A 24,456-nucleotide genomic window follows, 5' to 3' on the forward strand; every position below is an offset into this window, starting at 1 on the left:
CCGAATGAAAACATCCTCCCACGACTCACCTTGCCGCGGTGCACGTTTCGGATGGTTTGCTTACGTCGCCTTTTGTCTCGTGCTGACCATCTACGTCGCTTGCATCACTCCGTTTCGCTCCGAGATGTTGCTCGCCGACGCATGGGAGCATCATGCGGCGGTGTTGACGTTGAGCGACAACTTGTGGACGCCCGGAAATCCGACCTACGCTACCGCGGAGCCATCAATCCGCTACTCGCCCTATTCGGTCGGACTTGCGATTTTGTGTCGGCAAACCGGCATCACGCCCTACACAGCGCTAAGCATTGCGGCAGTGCTCAATACACTCGGTTTCTTTACTGTGTTTTGGTGGTTCCTGCGTGGGTTTGCGATGACGTCGATTTCGCTGGCCGCGGGAATTTGCGTCGTGTTACTGTATGGCGAGGCACCGGGTTACGCCAATTCCTTTGCACTGAGCGATTTGCCTTGGCACATGGTCAACCCATCAGCTTTTTCGCTGCTGTTGAACTTTTTGTGTTGGAGGCTGTTGTGGCGAGTCCGATCGTCCAACATCACAGCGACGGTGATCGCGGTCGTAGTGGCCGCTGTTTCGCTGGCCATCTCGGTACTTAGCCACGGCATGACTGGGGTGCTCGGCGCCATCGGTGTGATCTTGCTAATCCTAGCGGTGGACGCGTCATCGCGAAGCCGGATGGCGGTGATCGTGATCAGCGTCGGCGTGCTTTCGTTTGGCTTGTCTATCGTGTGGCCCTGGTACCGGTTTATCGATGCGGCCACTGGTGGCCACGATCCATGGTACTGGTTCAACCCCACGATTTTGCAGCGAATGTTTTTTCTGTGGTGTGCTCCGGTTTATTTATCGACGTTATTGGCGTTGCCGTATCGCAGTGAGCCGCTGGTTCGATGGTCGTTGGCGGTCAGCGGGGTGGTGATCGTTTTGGGAATCGTCTCTTGGCTCGCCCAGTCGGCTTCGCTGGCTCGGTTGCCTTTGGCGGCCACCCCGGTCGCGTGTATCGCGGTGGGATACTGGGTCGTAAGTGTCGGGCAGGGGCTGCGAGGTTGGTCGACGGAAATGCTAGGTGGCTTGCTGTCTCGATCGGCGAGTCGTAACGCCCAATCGCTGACGCAGGTGTTGTTTATTGTCGCTTTGCTGTACGGAGCATTGCCGCAATTTCATGCCATCGTGTCGGAACCTTATTTGGCGCGTCCGCTGATCGCTCCGCTGCTGAAGCGTGAAGACAAACAGCCGCGGATTTGGACCTCCTACCAAACGGCGCTCGCAGGGATAGAACCAGGCGACGTCGTTTTGAGTGACATGGAGACCGGGTGGCCGGTCCCTTCGTTTGGGGGCCGCATCGTGGCGGCCAATCATTTGGAACTTTTCAGCCCAGGCCAACGCGAACGACTCGAGGACACCGAACGTTTTTTTGAGACGAAATCGCCCTGGGAACAGCAAGATCTGATCGACCACTACGCGGTTCGCTACATCCTTGTTTCGCGTCACAGTCCGTTGGCATTGCACATTCAGGACGAGGCGATTGTGGCGGAAAGCAACGCTCTGGTATTGATGGACGCCCAAAAGTGGCTCTCAGCCCAGAGTGATCGCTAGCCCGCCACCGCCCCCCAAATGGAGTCTGCTGATCGAGTTAGCCGTTTTGGCGCTAGCCATGGTTTCGTCACGATCCAATCGGCGTTATCTCCCAAACGGGTGGCATTGATAGCGGAGCGGCGCGAGCATCACGAAAGCAAATCGGCGGGTGGTTATTGGTACATCCATCACAAAGGCCCCAACCTGTCGGCAGAATATGCCACACAAAGACCGCCAAGCTTGTCAAACCGCTCGCCGAGATTGCCGATTCGGCTAAGATGATGAGTGGTCCGCTCGATCCAAGCTGGGACGATTCTCGTCTCCATCTCAATCATGTGGCCGCCTTGTATTGAGTCCGTTATTCATTGTGCAATCGAGATCTATGGCACTGAAAACCGCCACTGCCGACGTCATTTCGAGTGACCATAACTTGATCACAGCCGTGTTGACCGATGCACGTCTGAAAGCTCGTCTTGCTGCGATGCCGGCCGACGAAAAAACGGTCGTGCTGTCGGGCAAAGAAACGGCATCACAGCTGGCCCATCCTGCATGGAAAGAGTGGGATCCGGAAGGATTTCATGCCGAGTGCGAGACACCTCAAAGTGCGGAAATGGACACGATTGCGTTGCCAGCGGCGACACCTTCGCCCGCAGATTGTATGGATTTGGGTTTTGTGCCTCACCGCGGCGTCGCGACGATCGGCGGCGGTAAGGTGTGTGATGCCGACTATCGCTTGGTGGGCGAACTGGGCGCCGGCGGTACGGGGATCGTCTACCAGGCACATCAACGGGCGGTCGACCGCGAAGTTGCGATCAAAGTCTTGCGTAAAAATCTTTCGCAAGACGCCGCGTCGCGAAATCGCTTCTTGACCGAAGCGCGGGTGATCGGGGGATTGGACCATCCCAATGTGATCGCACTGCACGAGGTTTGCATCGATCAAGACGGCGGTTTGTTCTATTCGATGAAACGGATCGATGGGACAAGTTGGGACCAGCAAATCAAAGAGATGTCGCTGTCGGATAATGTGCAAACATTGATGCGAGTCGGCGACGCGATTCGTTACGCGCATTCACGTGGATTGATTCACCGCGACATCAAACCCGAAAACGTCATGCTGGGTCGGTTCGGCGAAGTCTTGTTGGCCGATTGGGGGCTTGCGATCAGCCATAGCCCCAAAGAGTCGGCCGAGGCCATCGATCACACGATCGGCGGCACGCCTGCCTACATGGCTCCTGAATTGGCGACCGGGGACCATCGCCATGTGTCGTTTGCGACCGACGTTTACTTGCTGGGCGCGACGCTGTTCCAAATTCTGACGGGCTATCCACCGCATCACGGCGAGACATTGTTGGAGTGCATCCAAGCGGCGGCACAAAACAAGATTCGTCCGACCAGTGTGCAAGGCGAACTGATGGACATCGCAAAAATTGCGATGGCGACCCATCCCAGCGATCGTTACCGGACGGTCGATCAGTTCTTAGAGGCACTCGATCAACAACGCGAGCACGATGAAAGCGCACGGTTGGTCAAACGGGCGCAAGGGCATTTGAAGTCTGCAAACGCGTCGAATCACTACGAAGGATTTCGATTAGCCGACGCGTTAATCATGGAAGCATTGGAGATATGGCCTGAAAACCGACGTGCCCGCGACTTAGGAAAAGAGCTGAATCTTGAATTTGCTCGAGCGGCAACCGACCAAGGCGATTTGGATCTCGCGATTTCGCTGTACGATTCAGCCGGCCACGGCGATAGCGAGGCCGCTGCGCGGACCCGCCGCCTGCGGGATCAACGCAATGCCAATGTCGAGCGAGAGGGACGCTATTCCACGCTGTTTACGCACTCGCCGGATGCCGGGCTGCTGATTCGCATGTCATCGTCCCGCGTCGTCGAAGCGAACCAGACGTTCCGTGATTTGATGGGATACGCAGAAGAGGAGATCGTCGGCAAATTGATGACGGAACTCAATCTTTGGATCTGCCCTCAACGACGTGACGAATTGATTGCGGAACTGGAACGCAATCGACGCATCGATAATTTCGAAGGCCAACTGCGTCATCGTGACGGGCATCCGATCGACGTATTGATCAGCGGCCGCGTGACCAAACTCGCCGGCGAAACGATGTTGATCTCGTCGATTCGTGACATTTCGATTCGAAAACAGACCGAGAATGATCTGCGACGCAGCCGGCGTCGACTCAAAGATTTGCAGGCTCTTGCCGGATTGGCCACGTGGTCTTACGACGCGATTACCAAACAAGTCACCTGGAGCGACGAGGTTTTCCGCTTGGCAGGACGCAACCCAGCTGAGGGTGTGCCCACCCGCACGGAATACATCGAAATGTTGCATCCGAAAGATCGCCGCAAGATGAAAGACGCGATTGGCGAGGCGCTCGTCAACGGAGCCTCCTATGAGATCCAAATCCGACTTCGCGATGCTAGCGGAAACTATCGCCACTTGCTCGTCCGCGGCCAACCGATCTTTGACGACGACGGCAAGACGACGGAGATTTACGGGGTGTTGATTCCCCAAAACTCGAAAACGTCGTGACAGATCAAGCGGTAACGCGGGTTTGATTACGCTGCCCCCCAGGACGACGTCAATTCAACACTCTTGGAAATCGCGGAAAACGTTCCCCCGACACAGGCATCGCAGCGGTTCCTCGCTGTAATTTCTAGCGTTTTCGCATATAGCCTGTAACGATTTATCGGGTAAAGTGGATAAAGCAGGGCGGCTGGATGAACCATCTGGCACGTCGAGCCCGTAATGAACGAACGAGACCAATACGCAAACTATCCTAGATAGAACGTATGAACCTTACGCACGGACGCAGCCTGCCTGCGATGAAAATCGAGTGACTCGGGTCCCCACAAACCACTCGCCCTCCTTTTTCTGTGTTCCTGTTTTCTGGCAATAATCAAAGAGAGCCGAAGTGATCGGAATGAAACCAATTCAGTATCTTGCAGCCGCCGTATTTGCAGTGACGGTTGTCCCCAGTAGCTATGCCGACTTAGCCCCGTTTGACAAAGTCAGCGAAGGTTACACCGCGGTGCCAGTATCGGACCAGCAAAACCCCAAGGGGTTGTTCAACCTGTGGCAACGCGAAAAGGACGCTCAATTGTTGGGCGAACTGCCCAAAGCGTTTGCGGGCAAGAGTTACTTTATTGCATTGACGGTCGGCAGCGGTGACCGTTACGCCGGATTGCAGTCGGGCGATTGGGTGGTTCAGTGGCGTCGTTACGGCGACCGATTGGCGTTGATCTCGCCCAACCTTGACATTCGCGCGACTGGCGACGCCGAATCCAAAGCGTCCGTCAAACGATTGTTCACCGATGAAGTGCTGTTGGACGTTGCGATCCTAGCGACCGGTCCCAATGGCGGTCCCGTGATCGACATGGATTCATTGTTGGTCAACAACGCAACGCGTTTCTTCGGTTCTTCGGTACGCATCACCAACTCGCGTTTGCAAAAGATTGACACAGCGAAGGTGTTCCCTGAAAACGTCGAAGTCGCTTTCGAGATCGTCGGTAATGGCGGAAAGCTGCAAACGATCCATTATTCCTTTAGCGAAGTCCCCGATGCAAAGGAAGGCTTCAAATCACGCAAAGCGGACGAGCGTATCGGTTACTTCACCACCGCATTCTCGGACCTCAGCAAATACGAAGACGAAGACACTCGCGTCCGTTACATCAACCGATGGAATCTCGAAAAACGCGATCCCAAACTGAAACTCAGTCCTCCTAAAGAACCGATTCGGTTTTATGTCGAGCACACCGCACCGGTACGCTACCGTCGCTGGATCAAAAACGGCGTCGACTATTGGAACAAGGCGTTTGAAAAAGTAGGTCTCGTCGACGCGATTGTGATCGAATATCAAGACGCCGAAAGTGGCGCTCACATGGAGAAAGCTCCTGAGGACGTGCGTTACAACTTCATTCGTTGGTTGAACAACGACGTTGGGACAGCGATCGGCCCAAGCCGCGTGCATCCCGAGACCGGCCAGATTTTGGATGCCGACATCATCTTGACCGATGGTTGGATTCGTCACTTCAACTTCAACTATCACGACCTGATGCCAAAATTGGCAATGGAAGGTGCTAGCCCCGAAACCCTTGCGTGGCTCGCCAAGAACCCCAACTGGGATCCACGCATTCGCTTTGCTCGTCCAGAAGACACCGCCCGATTGCAAATCGAGCACGCTCGTCAAGCACGTGGTGCGATGGCAGGCTACGCGATGGCGCAAGCCGACGCATCGCTGTTGGGCGATGATGAATACGACGGACTGTTTGGCCAAGTCAGTCAGAAGAACGGATTGTGTATGGCGGCCAGTGGCAAGAATCTTGATTTGGCGATTGCCCGCATGAACTGGAGCCTCGCTCTGCTTGCGGACGAAGAGATCGCGAAGAAAAAGAAGAAGGACAAGGAAGAAGAAAAAGCCAAGGCAGAAAAAGCGGAAGACAAAACCGAAGCGGCCGCGGATGACAAATCGACGGCGGATGCCAAGGAAACGGACGAAGAAAAAGCAGCCGAGGATAAAGAAGAAGCGAAATCGGATGACGACAAAGACGAACCCAAAACCGTGTCTGCCGACCTTGTCGATGGTATGCCGGAATGGTTCGTCGGCCCGCTGCTTGCCGACTTGGTGGCTCACGAAGTCGGGCACACGCTCGGTCTGCGTCACAACTTCAAAGCATCTGCGATGATGAAGTTGGCCGACATCAACAGCAACGAAGTCAAAGGCAAAAAGACGTTTGCTGCGTCGGTGATGGATTACTCGCCAATCAACTACCGTTACGAAGCGGGTGAAACGCAAGGCGATTACGCGATGATCGACATCGGCCCCTATGATTATTGGGCAATCGAATACGGCTACACCGCCGATGAAAAGAAACTGCCTGAGATCCTGAAACGATGCAGTGAACCGGAGCTGCAATTTGCGACCGACGAAGACACCAGCGGCCCCGATCCATTGGCACGTCGTTATGACTTTGCTGCGGATCCACTTGAGTACTGCAAAGAGCAAACCAAGTTGATCAAACTGTATCGCGAACGTTTGCTGGAAAAATTCGTCAAAGAAGGCGACAGCTGGGCCAAGGCTCGACGCGGCTACGAATTAACACTGGGCTTACAAACTCGCAGCGTCAGCATGATGGCCAACTGGGTCGGCGGTGCGTTTGTCTACCGCGACAAGAAGGGCGACCCCGGTAATCGTCCCCCCGTCGAAGTGGTACCTGCCGAACAGCAACGCGATGCACTGAAGTTCGTGATTGAAACGTCGTTTAACGATGACGCTTACGGTTTGACCCCCGAACTGCTCGAACGCATGAGTGTCGACAAATGGCTTGATGGCGGAGGACATACTTCGATGAGCAGCGAAGCGACATGGCCAATCCATGATCGCATCCTCGCCGCTCAAGCAAGTTCGTTAACTTTGTTGATGAACCCCACGACGCTTCGCCGCGTTTACGACAACGAGATGCGACTTCCCTCGGACCAGGACGCTTTGACGCTGCCTGAGTTGTTGGACACGATTGGCACCGCCGTCTGGAGCGAACTCGATCAAGAGTGCCCCGAAGGCCGAAACGATCGTCAAACCATGATCAGCTCGCTGCGTCGCAACTTGCAACGCGAACATATGCAGCGGCTAGTTGACCTTGTTCTCGAACAAGACAGCTCGACCGCGGCATACAAGCCGATCAGCAACTTGGCGCGGATGGAACTGAAGGAACTGCAGAAACGGATCGATGCGTCACTGAAGAGTTGTGGCAAGAAAATGGATGCCTACTCGCGTGCTCATTTGTCGGAAGCATCCGAACGAATCGCACGAGCACTCGAAGCGGGTTACACCTACGGCAACGGCCAAGCCCGGCGTGGCGGCGGACTGATGCTGCTGTTCGGCGAAGAGGCCGAGCAGAGCTATACTCCGTAGTTCGACTGAAACACGGTCGTCCTACTGCGATCGTCAAGACAAATCGAAAATCCCCGCATGGAACGAAGTTCCATGCGGGGATTTTTTTGATTCAGCGCAAACCTGGGCTGCTAAAACGTTGGGATTGTTGTGATTTTTTTCTTGCGCAGATTTTCTGCAACCTCTCCACCAACTTCGGTGACTGCTGAAGATAGCCTTGGACTAAAAGTCCAAGGCTATCGCCAAAGGTGGCTCCGGCACCCAAACCGCAACTCTACTTAGCGTGACTGTTCGGCCTGTTCGGCCCGCCACTGGATGATCCGCTTTTCCAACAACGGCAGCGGAATCGAACCGACCGATAACACGCGGTCGTGAAACGAACGTAGGTCAAACGCATCGCCGAGCTCGGCTTCGCTTTCGGCACGCAATCGCGAGATCGTCAACTCGCCCATTTTGTAGCCAAGTGCCTGGCCGGGCCATCCGATGTAACGATCCACCTCGGCGACGATATTGTGTTCACTCAGCGCCGTATTTTCTCGCATGTACTCGATCGCTTGCTGGCGACTCCACCCCATGTAGTGGACCCCGGTATCAACGACCAATCGACTCGCTCGCCATGCTTCCATACTCAAGCGGCCAAAGTCCTGGTACGGATCTTTGTAAAAACCAATTTCTTTGCCGAGTCGTTCACTGTACAACGCCCAGCCCTCGATGAACGCGGTGAAGTTGCTTTGCCGGCTGAGCGGATGCAGCCCTTCAAGCTCCGCTTGTAGTGCCAATTGCAAGTGGTGCCCGGGAACCGCTTCGTGCATCGAAAGGGATTCGATTTGATACAGCGGTCGTGAGGACAAGTTGTAGGTATTGATGTAGTAAAAGCCGCCCCGAGAACCATCGGTCGCTGGTGGCCAATAGTAGGCCGATGAGGTTTGCGGAGCGACATAGTCGGGGACCTCGCGAATCCCGTACGGAATCCGTGGCAAGCGGCCAAACAACTCGGGCAACCGACCGTCGGCGCGTTTAAGCACCAATGCCACTCGCTGTAACAACTCGTCAGCCGTTTTCGGATAGAACTTGGGATCGGTGCGAAGGTGGTGCAAGAATGCAGGAAGATCGCCATCAAATTTCACCTGTTCGCGAATCGCTTCCATCTCTTGGCGGATCCGCTTGTTCTCGCGGCGGCCGATCTCGTGAACCTCTTCGGGCGAAATGTCCAGTGTGGTGAAACGATGCGTTCGGTCTCGATAGAACGCTCGCCCATTGGGCAGCGATGAAGCGCCGATGGTTCCGCGGCACGCCGGCAAATATTCGTCCTTCAAAAAATCGGCTAAACGCTGGTACGATGGGATCACGCTTGATTGGATTGCGTCGGCGATTTCAGCCGTGATCTGTTCCCAAGTTTCGGCGTCAAAGCGATCTTTGGCTTCCTCGTTAATGTTGGTCATTAACAACGATTTTGACGGATCGTCCACCACCTGAGCCATCACTTGATCGACCGAGTCACGCAGAATGATCGCGGGCTGAGTCAGTCCCGCGTCGATTCCTTTTCGCATCCGTGCGATGTGTTGGTCTGTGTACTCGGAAAAAGCATTGAGTCGGCTGACGTAGTTTTCAAAGTCTTTGCGAGTGCGTGGATTCATCACCCGAGGCATTTCGGGGAACGAAATATGGAATCCTTCGCGATTGTTGATCGGCATCAAGTGCGTCTGAAACTGATCATCCGCGATATCCGCTTTCAAACTCTGCTGCAAGATCGCATAATCGATTTGCCGCAATGGGCTAAGGGATTCCGGTTCGATCGACTGAAGTTCCGCCAGGAACTCAATCGTCTTCTTGCCGCGACGCTCGATCGCATCGAGACTCTGATCCGCCAATCGATCTTGTCCACGCGGGTCGCCGACATCGGTGGCCAACAGCGGAAATTCCGTCAGTTGGAAATCCCACACCCGATCCAACAATTGATTGATCGCGGCATCGCCCGTTGGTGTTTCCGAAGCAGAGGAAGACTCGGCGGGGATCGCAAAGCCATTTTGCAGCGTCATGACCGCGATCAAGAGAGCTAGAAAAGGATTGGCACGGCACTGAAATTTCATGGGACCTCACTCGTTTTGAAGTTTTTTCGTTCACGCAGAGGACACGTGTCGACTACGCTGTTTTCCGGCTTGCCATGAACTATAACAAGTCACTCGACTGATCGATGACACCCGCCGACCCCGCCTGCCTAGGAACCCTTCTGATGCGACAATTGTTGACACCCTTGTTTTTTTGCGTTGCGTTTTCAGCCTTTCACCCCATGATGGCTCAAGACGTTGCCGCCCCCCCTTCCGAACCAAATCAGGCTGCAGAGACGACCGCAGCCAACGTGGTTTCCAATGAGGTGCCGGTTACCGCCGCCGATCGCGAAGCGATTGTGAAACGTTGGGAGCGTGACATCATTTCGCTTGAAAAAGAAAACGAGTCATTAGCAGACAATGAAGATGCGATCTTGTTTATCGGCAGCAGCAGTATCCGTCGCTGGGACTCGATCGCGACCGACATGGCTCCGTTTCGCTGTATCGAGCGGGGCTACGGCGGAGCCAAGTTCAGTGACGTGGCAGTGTTTGCCAAACGATTAATCGAGCCTCATCAATACCGAGCGATGGTGATGTTTGTCGCCAACGATGTTTCCGGCCGCCCCGACGATCACTCGCTCGACCAGATCGAAGCATGGGTACGCTATATCGTCGGGGTGTCGCGAGCCCACCAACCCGATGCGGCGGTGTTGATTGTCGAGATCACGCCGTGCGAAAGTCGGTTTGCTTCGTGGGACAAAATCCGGGCCGTCAACTCGCTGTTAAAAGAAATCGCGCTGACGACGCCGGACACCTATTTCATTCCGACCGCCGAGCATTATTTGACCGCCGATGATCACCCACGGCCGGAACTATTCGTCGGCGACAAGCTGCATTTGAGCCCCCCAGGTTACGAGTTGTGGGGCTCGCTAATTCGCCAGCGACTTGGCGACGTGCTGCGTCAACGAACCACCGCCGACGCAGCGGCCGCAGCGTCGGAAACGCCCGCCGCTCGCTAGCTCAAGCGAGATACGACGGCGACGCTAGTCGTTTGCGAACTCAACATGGTAGTGGACGAGGCAACGAGTCCATCGCAGAACAACAGGGACTTGTAGCCTCGTCCAGTACCCGAAAATAAAGCAGTGGCAAAACGCTCGATCGGCACAATGCGGGCGAGTTTCATTCGTGTTCCACGCAAAAAAATTTGCGACAACGGACAATTTACCCCATTTTTGCGTGATTTTCTCGGTTGTGATCGAAGGAAAACCATTCGTATACTTCGCGAGACTCTTACATATGGGATACGACGCTTTTGGTCGGCAAGGACGCCACCACCGATATACGTTTCACCAGGTTCAAGTGGACAACACGCGACCCTGAGAGGACCGCTGCGCCTTCACGTTTGTTGAATTCGACACGGCGAAACGGGTTTTCGATGATCGCATTGTTCTTGATGGCAGCATGGTTGCCGTCGATAGGCAATGCGTTTGAACCTGTTACCCATGCGTATGCTAACCGTTCGCATGATCCCCGTACGAATGATGCCAGTGCGGATCCTGTCCGCGTCAGTGGCAATGTGATCTATCGTTGGGCCATCGGCACGTCGCAAGCCTCGCTGTTAGAAGGAGATTGCGTTCTGCAACACGGCGACAAACGCATTGCCGCCGAATCGATTCTGGTGATTGTCAGCGGTGATGTCGGCCAAGTTCACAGCGAAGTCGTAGCTGACGGCATCCAACTGCCCAATGGAACCCGTTCGGGGCCTCGCGTCATGGAATTTGTGACGTTGATGGATCCCGAAGTCCAAGCACCGCTGTATCGCGGAGCCCCCGATCAAACGCCCCGCTTGATGCAATACCGAAAACCGTCCAAGCCACCGCGGCTAGGATTCGGGGGGAAGACGGTCGCGTTTGCCTCGGGTGAATCCAGCTCAGCAACATCCCTGCAATCGCGTGGCTCCGAACCGTTTGGCGCCGAACCGTTTAGCAATGTCCAGCAGACTCAATATCAATCCGGCCCGCTACAACAGCCCAACTTTGCCAATCCGGTCTTTGCCGACCCGGGTATCGATAGCGGTGCGTTTCAACCGGCGCAGCAACCAGGACAACAAGTGTTGTCGGGGCCGAGCAATTGGTCCGTCTCGCCCGCTCAGGTTCCACCCCAAGTCAGTTTCGACGTTGCCCCGAACGCGATCGGCGGCGTCCCCAATTCGCCACCCCCGATCACGATGTCCGATGGGGCGACGAGCGGCGGATTTCAATTCTTTGTCGGCGGGGGAACGCGCAGTGTCGAAGTGCTTGCACGCGGTTCATCGATGCCGCCGCAAATCGAAACGATCAACCGTCCCGAAGCGGGCGAAACGCTAATCGTCGCGCGTGGCGGCGTGACCGTACTGGTTCGCGACGTCACCGCACAATTACCGTCGGGCGAACTGATGCAATTGGGCACGATTTCGCTCTCGGCCGATCGGATCGTCGGTTGGCTTCCGCTGGTGACGAACCTGTTCAACGGATCGACGAATCTGTCACAGGCGCAGGGCGAATTGTACCTCGAAGGCGACATCGTCGTCCGTCAAGGTGAGCGAATCATTTACGCCGAGTCGATGTACTACAACATCGCCACCGAACAAGGGATCGTGCTTGACGCCGAAACAATCACGACGATCCCTACTTACCAAGGGATCGTTCGACTGAAAGCGGATGTGATGCAGCAAGTGGCGCGAGGCAACTTTGTCGCCTTTGACGCCGCGGTCACCAGCAGCCGGATGGGCGTTCCACGTTATTGGCTGCAGAGCGAACAATTGCAGCTCACTGACCGCAACACGACGGTTACGGATCCCATCACCGGGGCTCCGATAATACGTCGTGATCCGTTCGTCAGCAGCCGAGATAACTTTACGTACTTTGGGGGCGTCCCCATTTTGTATTGGCCTCGGTTTGCAACCTCGCTGCGTGAACCGACATTTTATCTCAGCGGCGCCAGTGCGCGAAACGACAGTATTTTCGGCACCCAACTACTGCTGGACTTTAACCTGCTGCAAATCCTTGGTATCGAAAACGCGCCCGAGGGTTTGAAATGGGAACTTTCCACTGATTACTTGAGCGATCGAGGCCCCGCGCTGGGGACGACGCTGGACTATCAATTGCCAGGAATGTTTGGCGTCCCCGGCCCGACGAAAGGCTATTTTGATGCTTGGGGAATCGACGACAAAGGAACCGATACGCTTGGGGAAGGCCGCAAAAACCTGACTCCCGAAGAAACCCATCGCGGCCGCGTGTTTTGGCAGCATCGACAAATCATGCCGAACGACTACGAGCTTGTTGCCGAACTCGGCTTCCTCAGCGATCGCAACTTCCTAGAACAGTACTACGAACAGGATTGGGATCAGAGAAAGAACCAGGACACTTCGTTGCGGCTTCGCAAGTACTGGGGCAGCAACCTATTGGAACTGTCCGCCAAAGCCCAAGTCAACGATTTCTTCGAAGAAACCGAACAACTGCCGGGACTCGATCACTACTTGATTGGCGGGTCGTTGTTTGCCGATTTGTTTACCTGGTCGGCTCACAACCAAATCAACTATTCACGTCTGAACGCAGCGGATATCGCTACGGATCCTGCCGAAGCCGCCACCATGTCGACGCTTCCTGGCGAACAAGATAGTTCGGGGATCGTCGCACGCACACGGCAAGAATTGTCGCTGCCCGTCCAAGCAGGTCCGATCAAAGTGGTGCCTTATATCTCCGGCGAAGCGGCTCACTACGGCGAAGCAAGCGACGGAGATTCGTTGACTCGGTTGTTGGGACAAGGCGGGGTGCGAGCAAGTTTGCCAATGTCGCGGGTCGACCCGACGATCCAAAGCAGTTTGCTGAACATCCGCGGCTTGGCACATAAAATGGAGTGGAACGTCGACTACTTTTACGCCGACAGCGATACATCGCTCGACGAATTGCCGCTCTACGATCCACTGGACGACCATTCGCAACAACAATTCCGCCGCCGTTTCATTACCAGCGATTATGCAGGCTTGCTGCCGGCGACCTTTGACCCACGCACCTACGCACTACGTCAAGGCACACAGAAATATGTCGTCAGCGGCAGTGATGTGATCGCGGACGATTTGCAACAGGTCCGACTCGGACTCGACCAACGGTTCCAAACCAAACGCGGTTTGCCTGGGCTTGAACGGATCGTCGACGTGTTCCATTTCAACACCGACGTGTTGCTATTCCCCGAAGCGGATCGCGACAACTTTGGCGAGACCATTGGTCCAGCGACCTTTGACACGGCGTATCACATCGGAGATCGAGTCAGCTTGCTGAGCGATGGCTATTTCGACTTTTTCGATTCGGGACTTCGTTCGATCAGTGCTGGCGTGCGAACCAGTCGACCGGGCGTGGGTGACATCTACCTTGGCTTGTTGTCACTCGAAGGGCCGATCAGTAGCACGGTATTCCGCAGCACGATGGATTACCGTCTGAATGAAAAATGGCTGGCGTCGTCCGGGATGATCTACGACTTTGGAGCCACGGGGAACATCGGCCAATCGTTCGGGCTAACTCGTATCGGCGAATCCTTTTTGGTTCGTTTGGGAATCAATGTCGACAGCGGACGTGACAATGTCGGCGTCGGCTTTATGATCGAGCCTCGCTTCTGGCCCTCCGCACGACTGGGCAATGTGGGTGGACAATTGATTCCGCCGCCGGGCGTCGAGGGGCTTGAGTGATGCAGATGATCCAAACTTGGATAACAAAGTTTGCGGTCGCGTTCCGCGGCTTGGGGATCTCGCTTCGTGATCAATCCAGTCTGCAGGTGCATGTGCTTGCCGCCGCCTTGGTGCTGACGCTTGCGACCTATTTGGATTTTGATTTGTGGCGATGGGCGGTCTTGGTTTTGGCGATTACCGTGGTCATCGCTGCGGAACTGATGAACACAGCTATCGAGCGGCTCGTTCGCGTCCTGCATGCTCAGCGTCATCCCGAGATCGGTGACGCACTGGACACCGCCGCCTCGGCAGTGCTGGTGACCGCAATCGGTGCAGCGGTCATTGGCGTGATCGTGCTGTTGTAGTGAGATCGTCGTCGACGAGGCCACGAATCCCGCCACGCCACCATTCCGCAAGTCTGCAAGGACTCGTTGCCTTGTCCACTACCGGGGCATTGAGCAGCGAAGGAATGCGGGAAGCCTATTCGACGCTAGGTGGTTTGTTCGATGACCCAGGATTGGTAACCTTGGCTTGCCCCGGCGACCGGCAACATGATGATTTCGGGTTCATCATAAGGATGCATTTTCAGTAAACGTTCTTTCAGTTTCGGCCACACAGCAAGCGTGGTTTTGATCATCAAGCGGAACTCGGTGGCCTGTTCCACTTGTCCGTTCCAGCGATAGACACTCTGGATGGGACCGTCAATTTGCACGCACGCGGCAAGCGATTGAGCAACCAAATCGTTTGCGATTCGCTGGGCGTCCGCTTCCAATTCAACGGTCGAAATGATCAGTGCTAGAGGCGATGAATCTTCCATATTTTCGTTTTCCCTAAGCAAAAATCGCGTAAATTACTAAGCATTGATTGTAGTAGGCACTCCATTCACAATGGGGTGCACCAACGCATGAATCGTATCAAACTTGACATTCCGAGTCCGCTCATGATCTTTCGCTACCCCCGCACCGAATTCTCGCTCGGTTTCATGGCACTCGCGCTGATCAGCACGACGCAAAGTTTTGCTCAGAAACCGGGCAAAACCCAGCAACTCGAACCCCAGCAACTCGAAGTCTCGGAAGCTCAGGTCTCGCTGATCCACAACACCTTTATCGCGTCACCGATCTCCGGTGTGGTCGAAACGGTGCTAGTCAAAGAAGGCAATAGGGTTCAACCGGACGCGTTGTTGATCCAGTTAGACGACCAACGTTTCCGCACCGAACTCGAAGCAGCCGTGGCGGCACACCGAGCGGCAAAGTTGGAAAGTGATAGCGATGTCGACGCACGTTATGCTCGCCGGGCCAAGGAGTTCCATATTCGCCAGCTGGAACAATCAAAGCAAGCCAATTCAAAATTTCCCGGTGCAATCAGCGACTCGGAAGTTGAGAAATTGCAGCTGGTCGTCGATCAAGCAGTCCTTGCGATTGAACAAGCCGAACATAAACAACAGATCGCAATCGCTCACACCAGTGAAAAACAGGCTGCGGTGAAGATTGCCGAACAACGCGTTCGCGATCATGCGATCCGCGCCAGCGTCGGAGGGCAGGTGGCTGAGATTACGGTTCAGCCGGGTGAGTCGGTCGAGTCGGGTGAACCGCTGATTCGTGTCATTTCACTCGACCCGATTCGCGTGGAATGTTTTATCGATGGCCGCAAATACGGATCGGAATTGGTCGGTCGGCACGTGCAATTTGTCTGCGACGAGCTCCCCCTGCATGAACAAGATTTGAACCGTGCGGCCACATTCGACGGCAGCGTGACCTTTGTTTCGCCCGAAGTCCATCCGGTCACCGGTCAAGTGCGTTTGTGGGCTACCGTTAGTAACCCCCAAACGCGACTAAGAAGTGGGATGCGAGGCCGATTGGTGATCACCGCCGAATCGAATTAGTGATGAGGGTGAATTCCGTGATGTCCGTACCATGGTGATGGAACTGGATGACGATAGGTGCGATGAATATCATCCGTATGCGAATAACCATACAACGCGATCTCCAGTTGACGAATTAACGGGTTGGCTTCCGTGACAATCACTTCTCGCATATGGGCCATCGCATAAAAGTCGGTTGTGCGGGCCCCATCATACCCTTGATGCTGCAGTTCGCCGTACAGCCGAGAAAACAATAATTTAGCTTGACGGACATCACTCTTGATGTGCGTGAGCAACCCCGTTGAAAGACGATTCTGTTCGGCGGCTTCGTGCAAGATCGTATGCATGTGTTGTTGCAAACGATCGACTTGATCGACATAACCTTCAATCGAATGCGAATGCTCGTAGTCTTGAGACAACTTGTGAGCGTCTTCGTGCAGATGGCGAGCGACTTTGGCCAATTGGTCCGCATACTCGTCTAATTGAGCCACACTGGGAACATGAGGCGGAGCGTGCCAATAATCGTGCCCCCAGTCACCGCCATGCACCGGGCCGTGATAGGGTTGCGAATGCGGGTAATGCGGTGACGTGGTGACTTGCGCATCGGCTTGGCCGCTCGCGAATACGACCGAGAACACAGTGGCGATAGCAATGAGACGTGACATCTTTAGGGCTCCAGGAAAATGCGGGTGAGTGATGCGAGTTTCACAACGCACGGAGCATGCCAAACAAAAAAAAACACGTTTTCCTCGTGTTTCACGAAACCAGAAACAACAACTGCCATCGCTTTGACGACACAAATCGCGAATCAAAATGACGTCATTCGCGATCGAGATCGAATTGGGCCGCACGCCGGGCCGTTCTGCATGCGGGACTCGTCGTATTGTCCACAACGAACTCGACGAAGCATGAGGGGACGAAGCAGAGGGGGACGCAGGATCAGGACGGCGTCAACCAGATTTTGACATCGTGGGCGTTGGGAAGATCGCATTGGCGGAACTTGCTGATCCGGCCATCGGTATCGTCGTACAACAACATCGTCGCGGCCGATAATTCCGACGCCATGGGCGTATCGATCAGCAGTGCGGAATCGGACGCATTCATACGCCCCAAAACTCGCAACTCCAGATCATGCTGCGAAGCCCGCGGCAACCATCGTGATAATGTTTCGGCTGATCCGCTGACCACGATCGTAAACACGTTGACGGCGGGCCCGTCCCGCAAACACTCTTGCAGTGCGGTCGCACCGCTGACGGGGCCTGCGGCGGCATCGAGTGAAAAGTTAAACGATTCGTCTTGTCGTAAATCACGAAACCGTTCGAGCGGATCGATGACCAAAATGATGGGGGAAGAATCGCCATCCTCCTTCATCCGTTCTTTCACGATCCCATGCACGCGAACGATCTCGTTTTCGACGTCGCGAAGCTTGATTATCTTGGACGGTATTCCTGATTCACTGAGCCACGGTCCCACGGACTCGCCGTCGTCAACGCGAGCGCCGTCGAAATAGACCACTTCGGTACGCGGATCGGATTTGCAGAAGCTTGCTACACACGTCGCGATGACCGCTCCGCGTGAATCCGCCGGTGCCATCACCAACAGATTGCGTCCGGTGTCACGAGTCAATTTCACGGCAACCGGAGGCCCAATCTCGACCGCTTCGCCCAACAATCCGTACAGTGATTTGTCATCAGGCGTGGGCACAACTTGGTTCGCCAGCAGCGGGGTCCAGCGACAAGGCCGATTGCCCTCGAACACGACCGCCGGAGGCAGCGAGTCGACGTACCCTTGGTCTCGAATCGCAATCGCATGCAACATCTCGCGATGAGCGGAACCGGACAGCCACGCGACTTGAAACGGTTGGTTGCCTTCGATCAAACCGCCGGCATCATTGTAGATCGCTTCACCAGGCCGGCTGATCAATCGAGCGGCAGTGTTGTCGTCGGCGAGGATCAAAGCGGCATCGGCTTCACTACACTGCATCGCGATCCGCACGGCCATTTGTCCGAGTGTTGCTCGGGGTAGCGAGTAGGCGCCGGCTAGCGACTGGCTGCTCAGAATGACATGCATCCCGAACGAACGACCTTGCCGGACCAAGCGGTCCAGCAACATTGCACAATCGCCTGCCAAGCGGTCATCACGAATAAACAGCTCTTGAAACTCGTCGACGACTAACATGATGCGAGGCATTTTCTGGCCGCTCGCCTTGCGATATTCCCCTAATTCCTGCACCCCAGCCGCACGAAATTTCTCGCCTCGTTGCTGCAGTTCCTCATCCAAACGTTGCAGCACGCTGCGGCCAAATTCACGTTCGCTCTCGATCCCGATCACTCGGGCATGAGGAAAACTCGCGTCGGCATACGGTTTGAACTCAACGCCTTTCTTAAAGTCCAACAGGTAATACTGCAACTCATCGGGCGTGTAGCGGTACGCTCCCGATGTAATGATCGCATGCAGCAGCGTACTTTTTCCCGACCCCGTTTTGCCCGCGATCAGAACATGTTGGCGAACGCCTTCGCCCAGATCGAGCGGCAGATGTCGATTTGCCCCCTGGCTGCCGATCGGAATATTGATTCGGTCGGCAGTGGAACCGCCGGCGGCTTGGCTGTCTTTCAAAATATCCGCCAACGGTATTTCGACACGCGAAGCGGCGACCGCGGCCTTGCCTACTTGATCGACCAACGCCGACCGCAATTTCATCGGTGGCGAAGGATCAGGTTCAAAGGGCAAATCATCCAAACCATCCTGGACGACTCGCCATTCGCCGTCGTCGTTAAGATCGAGTCGCAGCAGTTTGTCTGTTTTCGGCAGCGGGGTTTCTGCCGGCCAAGGCTTGGATTTGTCGCAAACGATGACACAAAAAATGCCACAACGCAGCCCGCTTTCTAATAACGCCTGCAGATGTTTGTAGCCATCTCGCGTCAGCCCTTCGGGGAATCCAATCGCGGCAATCACTCGATAAGGTTCGGCCATGGAACCGGCGAGTTCGTTGTAGTCTTCGATCCGCTGAAACCGATCACGCAAACTGGATTGCAAAACATCTTCGATGTGTTGTGCAATTTCGCCAAGTCGCTCGGTGACTTGGGTCTCGCTTGTCCATACACGATGCCCCACAAGCGATGGGTCATGATCGGCAAGTGCCATAAAGCTGGTAAAGTTCTGGCCGCGTCCGACCGGATCAATCAACGTCAACTTGGCTCGCCCTGGTGCCGATCCGGTCAAGACACGCCACAGCACTTGATGGGCAACATCGATGGCTTGATCGAAGCCCGACGAGTTGGCTGAGATCAACAAACCACAGTGCAGTCGACGGTGCAGCACGATCGGCAACGATTCCGGAACGTTGATATCCGCCAAGGTCACGGAATCGCCCACCGATTCCGCAGCCACAGGCGATGGCAGCGACGAATGGTGCGCCGGCGTCGGGCTTCCATTTTGATTGGCTGAGGTCTCGAGCACATGTCGCAATCGACGGTCCACCTTCAATCGCCCGACCGGCAAAAAGTCGGTCGTGGACGGGGCCGGAAGATCACCATCGGCCACGTTTTGCCAATCAGGAAATCGTGAACGAACTTGCGACGTGCTTTCCGAAATACGGCGAAGCCCTCGCTGGACCCCATTTTCGAGTCGCTGGACCAATCGAGCCCGCTCGGCATCCCGCCGCTCGGCTGCGGCAATCCGCTGCTGGGTTAACGTTTGGTCGGTGTCGGCTAAATCGGTCGAAATACGATTGGCCAACGTGTCGGCTTTGGCCAGCATCGTTTCGCTCACACGATTCCACGCCGACTTGTATTCAGCGTTGGCTTGGCTTAGCGCTGCGAGCAACTTTTGTTTCGCCTGTTCACGCTCGGTGTTGATGGTTTGTTCGAGCAGGGTAAGTTGCTCGGTCCGCCAACGCGCCGCGGTTTCAAGATGAGCATCGCGTTGGTTCAGCAGTTCGACTTCGGCTTCTTTGGCAGTCCGAGCCGCAATCTTGCGTCCCGCTTCGGCCGCTTCTTCGGCCGCTTCGGCGATCCGTTCGACTACCGGATGCAGTTGGCGAGTCATCCGTTTCAGCGGCATCATCAGCAGCAAAAAGATGGTGAACCCGATCACACCGGCGATGGGGACTCCGGCAGCCATCGGTAACCATGGCGGATCAAACTTCATCATCATGACGGCCAGCGCCCAGATCACGATAAAGACGCCCACGCCAGCGGGCAGATAAAAAGAGTCGACGATTTTGGACGCCGCCCCGGTCTGCATTTGCGCCACCGTTTGTTTACAACGCCGCGTCAATGTATCGATCGCTTCGATCGATTCGCGGACATCATGCGGTGTGGGTAACCGCTGGTTGTCTTCGGGGGTTTCCGCTGGGGGCACTTCGGGCAGCCGATCCAAACGCCGCAGCGTCAGCGCTCGGGCCCATTCCAAATCGCCATAGATCCGATTCAACGACTGATTGATTTGCTCAATCTCTTTGTCGCGATGGATTCCCGGTTTGTCTTTGCGTTCGTTGTATTGATGGTGAATCGCGGTACAGCGTGCTTTGACTTTGCGTTCGATCGCATCTTTCCAGACGCTGGCCTTTTTGCGATAGACCGCACCGAGCCGATTCAGCTCCTGGCGGTTTTTGATCGCAAACGCTTCGTACTGGCTGGTCAGCTTCTCTTCCTGCTCGTCCCATTCCAACAGCATGCCTCGTCGCAGGTGCCGGCAGGCGTCGGTTTTGATGGCGCGTTGCGAACCCAGGGTCGTTTCCTCGCTTTCACTTTCCTTGGCATGACGCTCGATCAACGATTGATGTTCCGCCACGCTGGATCGAAACCGATCTTCCAACCCTTCCAACAAACGACGCTGACGTGCGGGGTGTAACAGTCCAGCTGGACCAACCGATGAATCTTTCATTGTTAGCAGCGTTTTTGAAGAGGACAGCGTCAATCAACGACGATGACAGGGACGGATTTAGGGAACAGCCAACGCTTTATTCTAACCTGTCCGAGCCCACCGAATCATCCTCAAGTGCCTCATCGGCGCGTCGAATCACGTCACAAAACTCTTGCATGGCTGCCGAGACGCGGCTCAAACTTGGGCCGATCGTCGTCAAATGCTGCTGTTCAAATTGGCGACACCGATCATCAAGCCAATCCTCGCGAACTTTACTCCAGAGCCGCGAAAACTCGGTAAAATCCCGCTTGATTCGATTTTCCGCGTCCTGGACAGGACCCAATTTGATTGCCATCACACGTCCGACGAAGGATTAAAGGTCCGCAGCATCTTGCGTCCCTTGTACAGATTGAAAACGTCTCCGGGGGTTAAAGGCCGCGTTCGTCCCGCAACCGCTTGGTCGATCGTTTCCAAGCCATCGGTCACGACAACACACTCGGTCGAGTCGCGTACGGCGGTGAACACGCCCGCTTGTTCATCCAAGAAAAAACCGAGTAGCGATGGTTTGATCTCTTCGTATTCTAACGTCTCGAGATGCTTGACGTAGTCCTTCATCGCTCGCTGTTGGGCGACATTAAATTGCTCGGCGGGAATCGCGAAAATTTCGGGATGCTCGGCGTGCCAGCCCGCGTAGATCGCATAAATATCCTCCAACGGCAGATCGGCAACGTCGCTGGAAAACGCAAACGTGACCGGCCCGGTGATGCCGACATTGCTATATTTTTTCTCGCCAAAACTGTATTCGAATCGCACCAAATGGACATCCACACGATCAGTAAAACTCGGCCACAGCATCCGCCGCGAATCGATCACTTCGAGCGAAGTCGGTGGCACGCCCATTTGTTGTGGCTGAGTCAACCACAGTGACATCTCTGCTTCGGCCGTGGCGACATCGGATCGCAACTCGGGATCAATCTGATCTCCCAACCCAAGTTCGTCGGCATAAGCGATCGCTCGCAGACGGGCGGCTGGATCGGCCGTCAATTCCAGCAACCGTTTGATCCCTTGTTCATCCTTTAATCGCGCCAGCGCACCGGCGGCTTCACACTGCACACGGCGATGTTTTAGTTCGACGGTCTGATTCAGTTTTCCTATCGACGTTTCGTCACCGATTAACCCCACCGCGTCACATAGCGAAACCGCAAGTGAGACCGCTTCGCCCAAAGTCGCTTGCACCGTTTCGACATCGTCGCCAAAAGCGTGAGGATTCTCTTCGAATCGGCCCAGCCGACTGCTGACTTCCCCCAACAAGTGATTGAGCATCGTCAGATTGGCGGCTGCGGGATGCGGCGACACGTTGCGTTCTCGCACCAAGAAATTGGCAAGATCCAACGTAGGTGCCGCCAGCGACGGAAATTGCAAACATTGCAGTAGTCGCGGGAAGACGATCCCTACTTTCCACTGACGATTTTGCATCAGCGGGCTGATCGCCTGAGCGGCATCCATCCATTTTTGCGGCGGCGCCTGCTCTAACCGATCCATCAAAACGGCAAGCGATTGATCGGATTGGATCATCGCCAACAGCTGTAAAAGCAAATGACGATTCGGAGTCGCCTCGGGCAACGCTTGGTCGAGCCGCCGGACGTGCTCGGGATCCACCGCAGCGAACGATTCGCCACGACTCTCTGCGGCTGCCCGGATCACGCGGCCATGCACGACATGCAGCAGTCCGCCTAAAATCGCGGGATCCGAGCGACGCACCAGGTCCTCTTGCTCGCTCAGCTGCGTGATCAGATCCGCACCCTGGTAAGAATCGTTTTCGGCAAGTTCTCTTAATCGCCAACCCGCCGCAACGGGATCCGCGGACGGGCCAAGCAGGGCAATAAGTGTTTCGTTTTGCAAAGTAGATCGTGTGAATGAGAGTTCTTGACAGACGGCGAGCCGATCAACTCAAGATCTCACTCACCACTCGGGTTTCTTCGACCCCTGTTAAACGTTGATCAAGACCAAGAAATGGATACGTAAACCGCTGATCATCAATCCCCATTAGATGTAAGATTGTGGCGTTCAGGTCGTGAATGTGCACGGGGTCTTTGACCACGTTGTAACTAAATTCGTCGGTTTCGCCATGCACCACCCCTCCTTGGACCCCACCGCCGGCCAACCAAACGGTAAAGCATTTGGGATGATGGTCGCGGCCATAGTTGGTTTTTGACAATCCGCCTTGGCAATAAATGGTACGGCCAAATTCGCCGCCCCAAACCACCAGCGTATCGTCCAGCATCCCCCGTTGCCGCAAATCGGTCAACAGTGCCGCCGAGGGTTGGTCGACATCGCGGCATTGATTCGGCAGATCCTTCGGTAGCGCCCCGTGCTGGTCCCATCCGCGATGAAAAATTTGAGTAAAACGGACTCCGCGCTCCGCCATCCGCCGCGACATCAAACAACAATTCGCAAACGTTCCTGGCGTCGTCACGTCAGGACCATACAGATCGAGAATGTATTTCGGTTCGTCGCTGATGTCGGTCAAATCGGGCACACTGGTCTGCATCCGGAACGCCATCTCGTACTGAGCGATACGGGCATGCGTTTCAGGGTCGCCGAGCCGGTCCGCCGTTGCCGTGTTGAGCCGCGACAGCGAATCGAGCATGCGGCGACGCACCGCCGGGTCGACACCGGCGGGATTGGACAAATAGAGCACCGGATCGCCGCTGCTTCGCAGTGCAACGCCTTGATATTTACTCGGCAAATACCCGCTTCCCCACAACCGGTTGTAAAGAGCTTGCGCCTCTTTACGTCCTGTCCAGGAAGCGGTCATCACGATAAACGCGGGCAAATTCTCGTTTTCGGTTCCCAAACCATAGCTCAGCCACGACCCCAGACTCGCTTTGCCGGGCAATTGGTTGCCGGTACAGATGTACGTGATCGCGGGGTCATGATTGATCGCCTCGGTATACATCGATTTGATCAAAGCAATATCGTCGACTTTGTTGGCCATGTGAGGAATCAGCTCACTTGCCATTGTTCCGGCTGCCCCATGCGGCGAAAACTTGTAAATGCTCGGGGCGATGGGAAAGCGAGATTGACCGCTCGTCATCGTGGTCAGCCGCTGGCCTTTGCGAATGGTTTCTGGCAAATCCTTGTCGTACCAATCGGCCATCGCCGGTTTGTGATCCCACATGTCCATCTGGCTGGGCGCTCCGGACATGAACAAGTAGATCGCCCGACGAGCTTTGGGTTCATGATGGGGTAGATGGGGAAGTCCACCGACCACTCCGTTTTTGGCAACCGCCGCGGGTGCCGCCGCTGCGTCCAACGACGCAAGCGCCGCTGCACCGATCCCAGCCGACGAGCGAGAGAAAAAAGATCGCCGCGTCATCTGCTCAAATTCAAGATTCGTTTGCATCATCGTTCTCAAGTTTCGTTTTTTGCTTGTTCGACAAAGGCTGGTTCGACGAAGGACTCAGGCCGCGTAAAAATCGGAT

General features: G+C 55.3%; 14 protein-coding genes. 7 read left to right on the plus strand and 7 right to left on the minus strand.

Annotated features, from left to right (window positions below):
- The first annotated feature begins 4 nt into the window (after positions 1 to 4).
- From ABD971_RS23700 to ABD971_RS23710, 3 genes are all read left to right on the plus strand, one after another.
- Positions 5 to 1,609 (plus strand): hypothetical protein, encoded by a 1,605-nt coding sequence (locus ABD971_RS23700; RefSeq protein ID WP_345326145.1) that lies wholly within the window; start codon positions 5 to 7, stop codon positions 1,607 to 1,609.
- Between the two features lie 361 nt (positions 1,610 to 1,970).
- Entirely contained in the window at positions 1,971 to 4,136 is a 2,166-nt protein-coding gene (locus tag ABD971_RS23705; protein ID WP_345326147.1) for a protein kinase domain-containing protein, read from the plus strand.
- A gap of 391 nt (positions 4,137 to 4,527) precedes the next feature.
- Positions 4,528 to 7,515 carry a zinc-dependent metalloprotease gene (locus ABD971_RS23710; RefSeq protein ID WP_345326149.1) on the plus strand — a complete coding sequence of 996 codons (2,988 nt, stop codon included), beginning with the start codon at positions 4,528 to 4,530 and terminating at the stop codon, positions 7,513 to 7,515.
- Positions 7,516 to 7,772: 257 nt separating this feature from the next.
- On the opposite strand, the gene ABD971_RS23715 is transcribed toward ABD971_RS23710, so the two are convergent.
- Positions 7,773 to 9,584, minus strand: a complete 1,812-nt coding sequence (locus ABD971_RS23715; protein ID WP_345326151.1) for a DUF885 domain-containing protein — start codon at positions 9,582 to 9,584, stop codon at positions 7,773 to 7,775.
- A gap of 143 nt (positions 9,585 to 9,727) precedes the next feature.
- On the opposite strand from ABD971_RS23715, the gene ABD971_RS23720 reads away from it, so the two are divergent.
- From ABD971_RS23720 to ABD971_RS23730, 3 genes are all read left to right on the plus strand, one after another.
- Entirely contained in the window at positions 9,728 to 10,561 is an 834-nt protein-coding gene (locus ABD971_RS23720; RefSeq protein ID WP_345326153.1) for a GDSL-type esterase/lipase family protein, read from the plus strand.
- Between the two features lie 416 nt (positions 10,562 to 10,977).
- A complete protein-coding gene (locus tag ABD971_RS23725; protein ID WP_345326155.1) occupies positions 10,978 to 14,265 on the plus strand; it encodes an LPS-assembly protein LptD in 3,288 nt (1,095 codons plus the stop codon).
- The gene (locus ABD971_RS23730) at positions 14,265 to 14,609 is read left to right on the plus strand and encodes a diacylglycerol kinase (protein WP_345326157.1); all 345 of its coding nucleotides are present in this window, start codon (positions 14,265 to 14,267) and stop codon (positions 14,607 to 14,609) included. Before ABD971_RS23725 ends, ABD971_RS23730 begins: the two co-directional genes overlap by 1 nt.
- Positions 14,610 to 14,734: 125 nt before the next feature.
- Here ABD971_RS23730 and cutA read toward each other — a convergent pair whose 3' ends face one another.
- Positions 14,735 to 15,061 (minus strand): divalent-cation tolerance protein CutA, encoded by a 327-nt coding sequence (gene cutA / locus ABD971_RS23735; RefSeq protein WP_339946399.1) that lies wholly within the window; start codon positions 15,059 to 15,061, stop codon positions 14,735 to 14,737.
- Positions 15,062 to 15,148: 87 nt separating this feature from the next.
- On the opposite strand from cutA, the gene ABD971_RS23740 reads away from it, so the two are divergent.
- The gene (locus tag ABD971_RS23740) at positions 15,149 to 16,126 is read left to right on the plus strand and encodes an efflux RND transporter periplasmic adaptor subunit (RefSeq protein ID WP_345326159.1); all 978 of its coding nucleotides are present in this window, start codon (positions 15,149 to 15,151) and stop codon (positions 16,124 to 16,126) included.
- On the opposite strand, the gene ABD971_RS23745 is transcribed toward ABD971_RS23740, so the two are convergent.
- The 5 genes from ABD971_RS23745 to ABD971_RS23765 all read right to left on the minus strand — a co-directional run bounded on the left by ABD971_RS23745 (position 16,123) and on the right by ABD971_RS23765 (position 24,377).
- Positions 16,123 to 16,770 carry a hypothetical protein gene (locus tag ABD971_RS23745; RefSeq protein ID WP_345326161.1) on the minus strand — a complete coding sequence of 216 codons (648 nt, stop codon included), beginning with the start codon at positions 16,768 to 16,770 and terminating at the stop codon, positions 16,123 to 16,125. The two genes, ABD971_RS23740 and ABD971_RS23745, sit on opposite strands and share 4 nt — an antisense overlap.
- 274 nt (positions 16,771 to 17,044) lie before the next feature.
- Entirely contained in the window at positions 17,045 to 20,992 is a 3,948-nt protein-coding gene (locus tag ABD971_RS23750) for an FtsK/SpoIIIE domain-containing protein (protein ID WP_345326163.1), read from the minus strand.
- Positions 20,993 to 21,068: 76 nt separating this feature from the next.
- A complete protein-coding gene (locus ABD971_RS23755) occupies positions 21,069 to 21,326 on the minus strand; it encodes a hypothetical protein (RefSeq protein ID WP_345326165.1) in 258 nt (85 codons plus the stop codon).
- Positions 21,326 to 22,873, minus strand: coding sequence for a HEAT repeat domain-containing protein (locus ABD971_RS23760; protein ID WP_345326167.1), 1,548 nt, complete (start codon positions 22,871 to 22,873; stop codon positions 21,326 to 21,328). Before ABD971_RS23760 ends, ABD971_RS23755 begins: the two co-directional genes overlap by 1 nt.
- 43 nt (positions 22,874 to 22,916) lie before the next feature.
- Positions 22,917 to 24,377 (minus strand): DUF1501 domain-containing protein, encoded by a 1,461-nt coding sequence (locus tag ABD971_RS23765; protein WP_425571356.1) that lies wholly within the window; start codon positions 24,375 to 24,377, stop codon positions 22,917 to 22,919.
- Positions 24,378 to 24,456: the final 79 nt, after the last annotated feature.

Origin of the sequence: Novipirellula rosea, from assembly GCF_039541335.1 — a bacterium.
Taxonomy (GTDB): domain Bacteria; phylum Planctomycetota; class Planctomycetia; order Pirellulales; family Pirellulaceae; genus Novipirellula; species Novipirellula rosea.

Excerpts from the sequence above, each read along its gene's own strand:
- ABD971_RS23700 (WP_345326145.1), top strand. The coding sequence starts at position 5 with ATGAAAACATCCTCCCACGACTCACCTTGCCGCGGTGCACGTTTCGGA.
- ABD971_RS23705 (WP_345326147.1), top strand. The coding sequence starts at position 1,971 with ATGGCACTGAAAACCGCCACTGCCGACGTCATTTCGAGTGACCATAAC.
- ABD971_RS23710 (WP_345326149.1), top strand. The coding sequence starts at position 4,528 with ATGAAACCAATTCAGTATCTTGCAGCCGCCGTATTTGCAGTGACGGTT.
- ABD971_RS23715 (WP_345326151.1), bottom strand. The coding sequence starts at position 9,584 with ATGAAATTTCAGTGCCGTGCCAATCCTTTTCTAGCTCTCTTGATCGCG.
- ABD971_RS23720 (WP_345326153.1), top strand. The coding sequence starts at position 9,728 with ATGCGACAATTGTTGACACCCTTGTTTTTTTGCGTTGCGTTTTCAGCC.
- ABD971_RS23725 (WP_345326155.1), top strand. The coding sequence starts at position 10,978 with ATGATCGCATTGTTCTTGATGGCAGCATGGTTGCCGTCGATAGGCAAT.
- ABD971_RS23730 (WP_345326157.1), top strand. The coding sequence starts at position 14,265 with ATGCAGATGATCCAAACTTGGATAACAAAGTTTGCGGTCGCGTTCCGC.
- cutA (WP_339946399.1), bottom strand. The coding sequence starts at position 15,061 with ATGGAAGATTCATCGCCTCTAGCACTGATCATTTCGACCGTTGAATTG.
- ABD971_RS23740 (WP_345326159.1), top strand. The coding sequence starts at position 15,149 with ATGAATCGTATCAAACTTGACATTCCGAGTCCGCTCATGATCTTTCGC.
- ABD971_RS23745 (WP_345326161.1), bottom strand. The coding sequence starts at position 16,770 with ATGTCACGTCTCATTGCTATCGCCACTGTGTTCTCGGTCGTATTCGCG.
- ABD971_RS23750 (WP_345326163.1), bottom strand. The coding sequence starts at position 20,992 with ATGAAAGATTCATCGGTTGGTCCAGCTGGACTGTTACACCCCGCACGT.
- ABD971_RS23755 (WP_345326165.1), bottom strand. The coding sequence starts at position 21,326 with ATGGCAATCAAATTGGGTCCTGTCCAGGACGCGGAAAATCGAATCAAG.
- ABD971_RS23765 (WP_425571356.1), bottom strand. The coding sequence starts at position 24,377 with ATGCAAACGAATCTTGAATTTGAGCAGATGACGCGGCGATCTTTTTTC.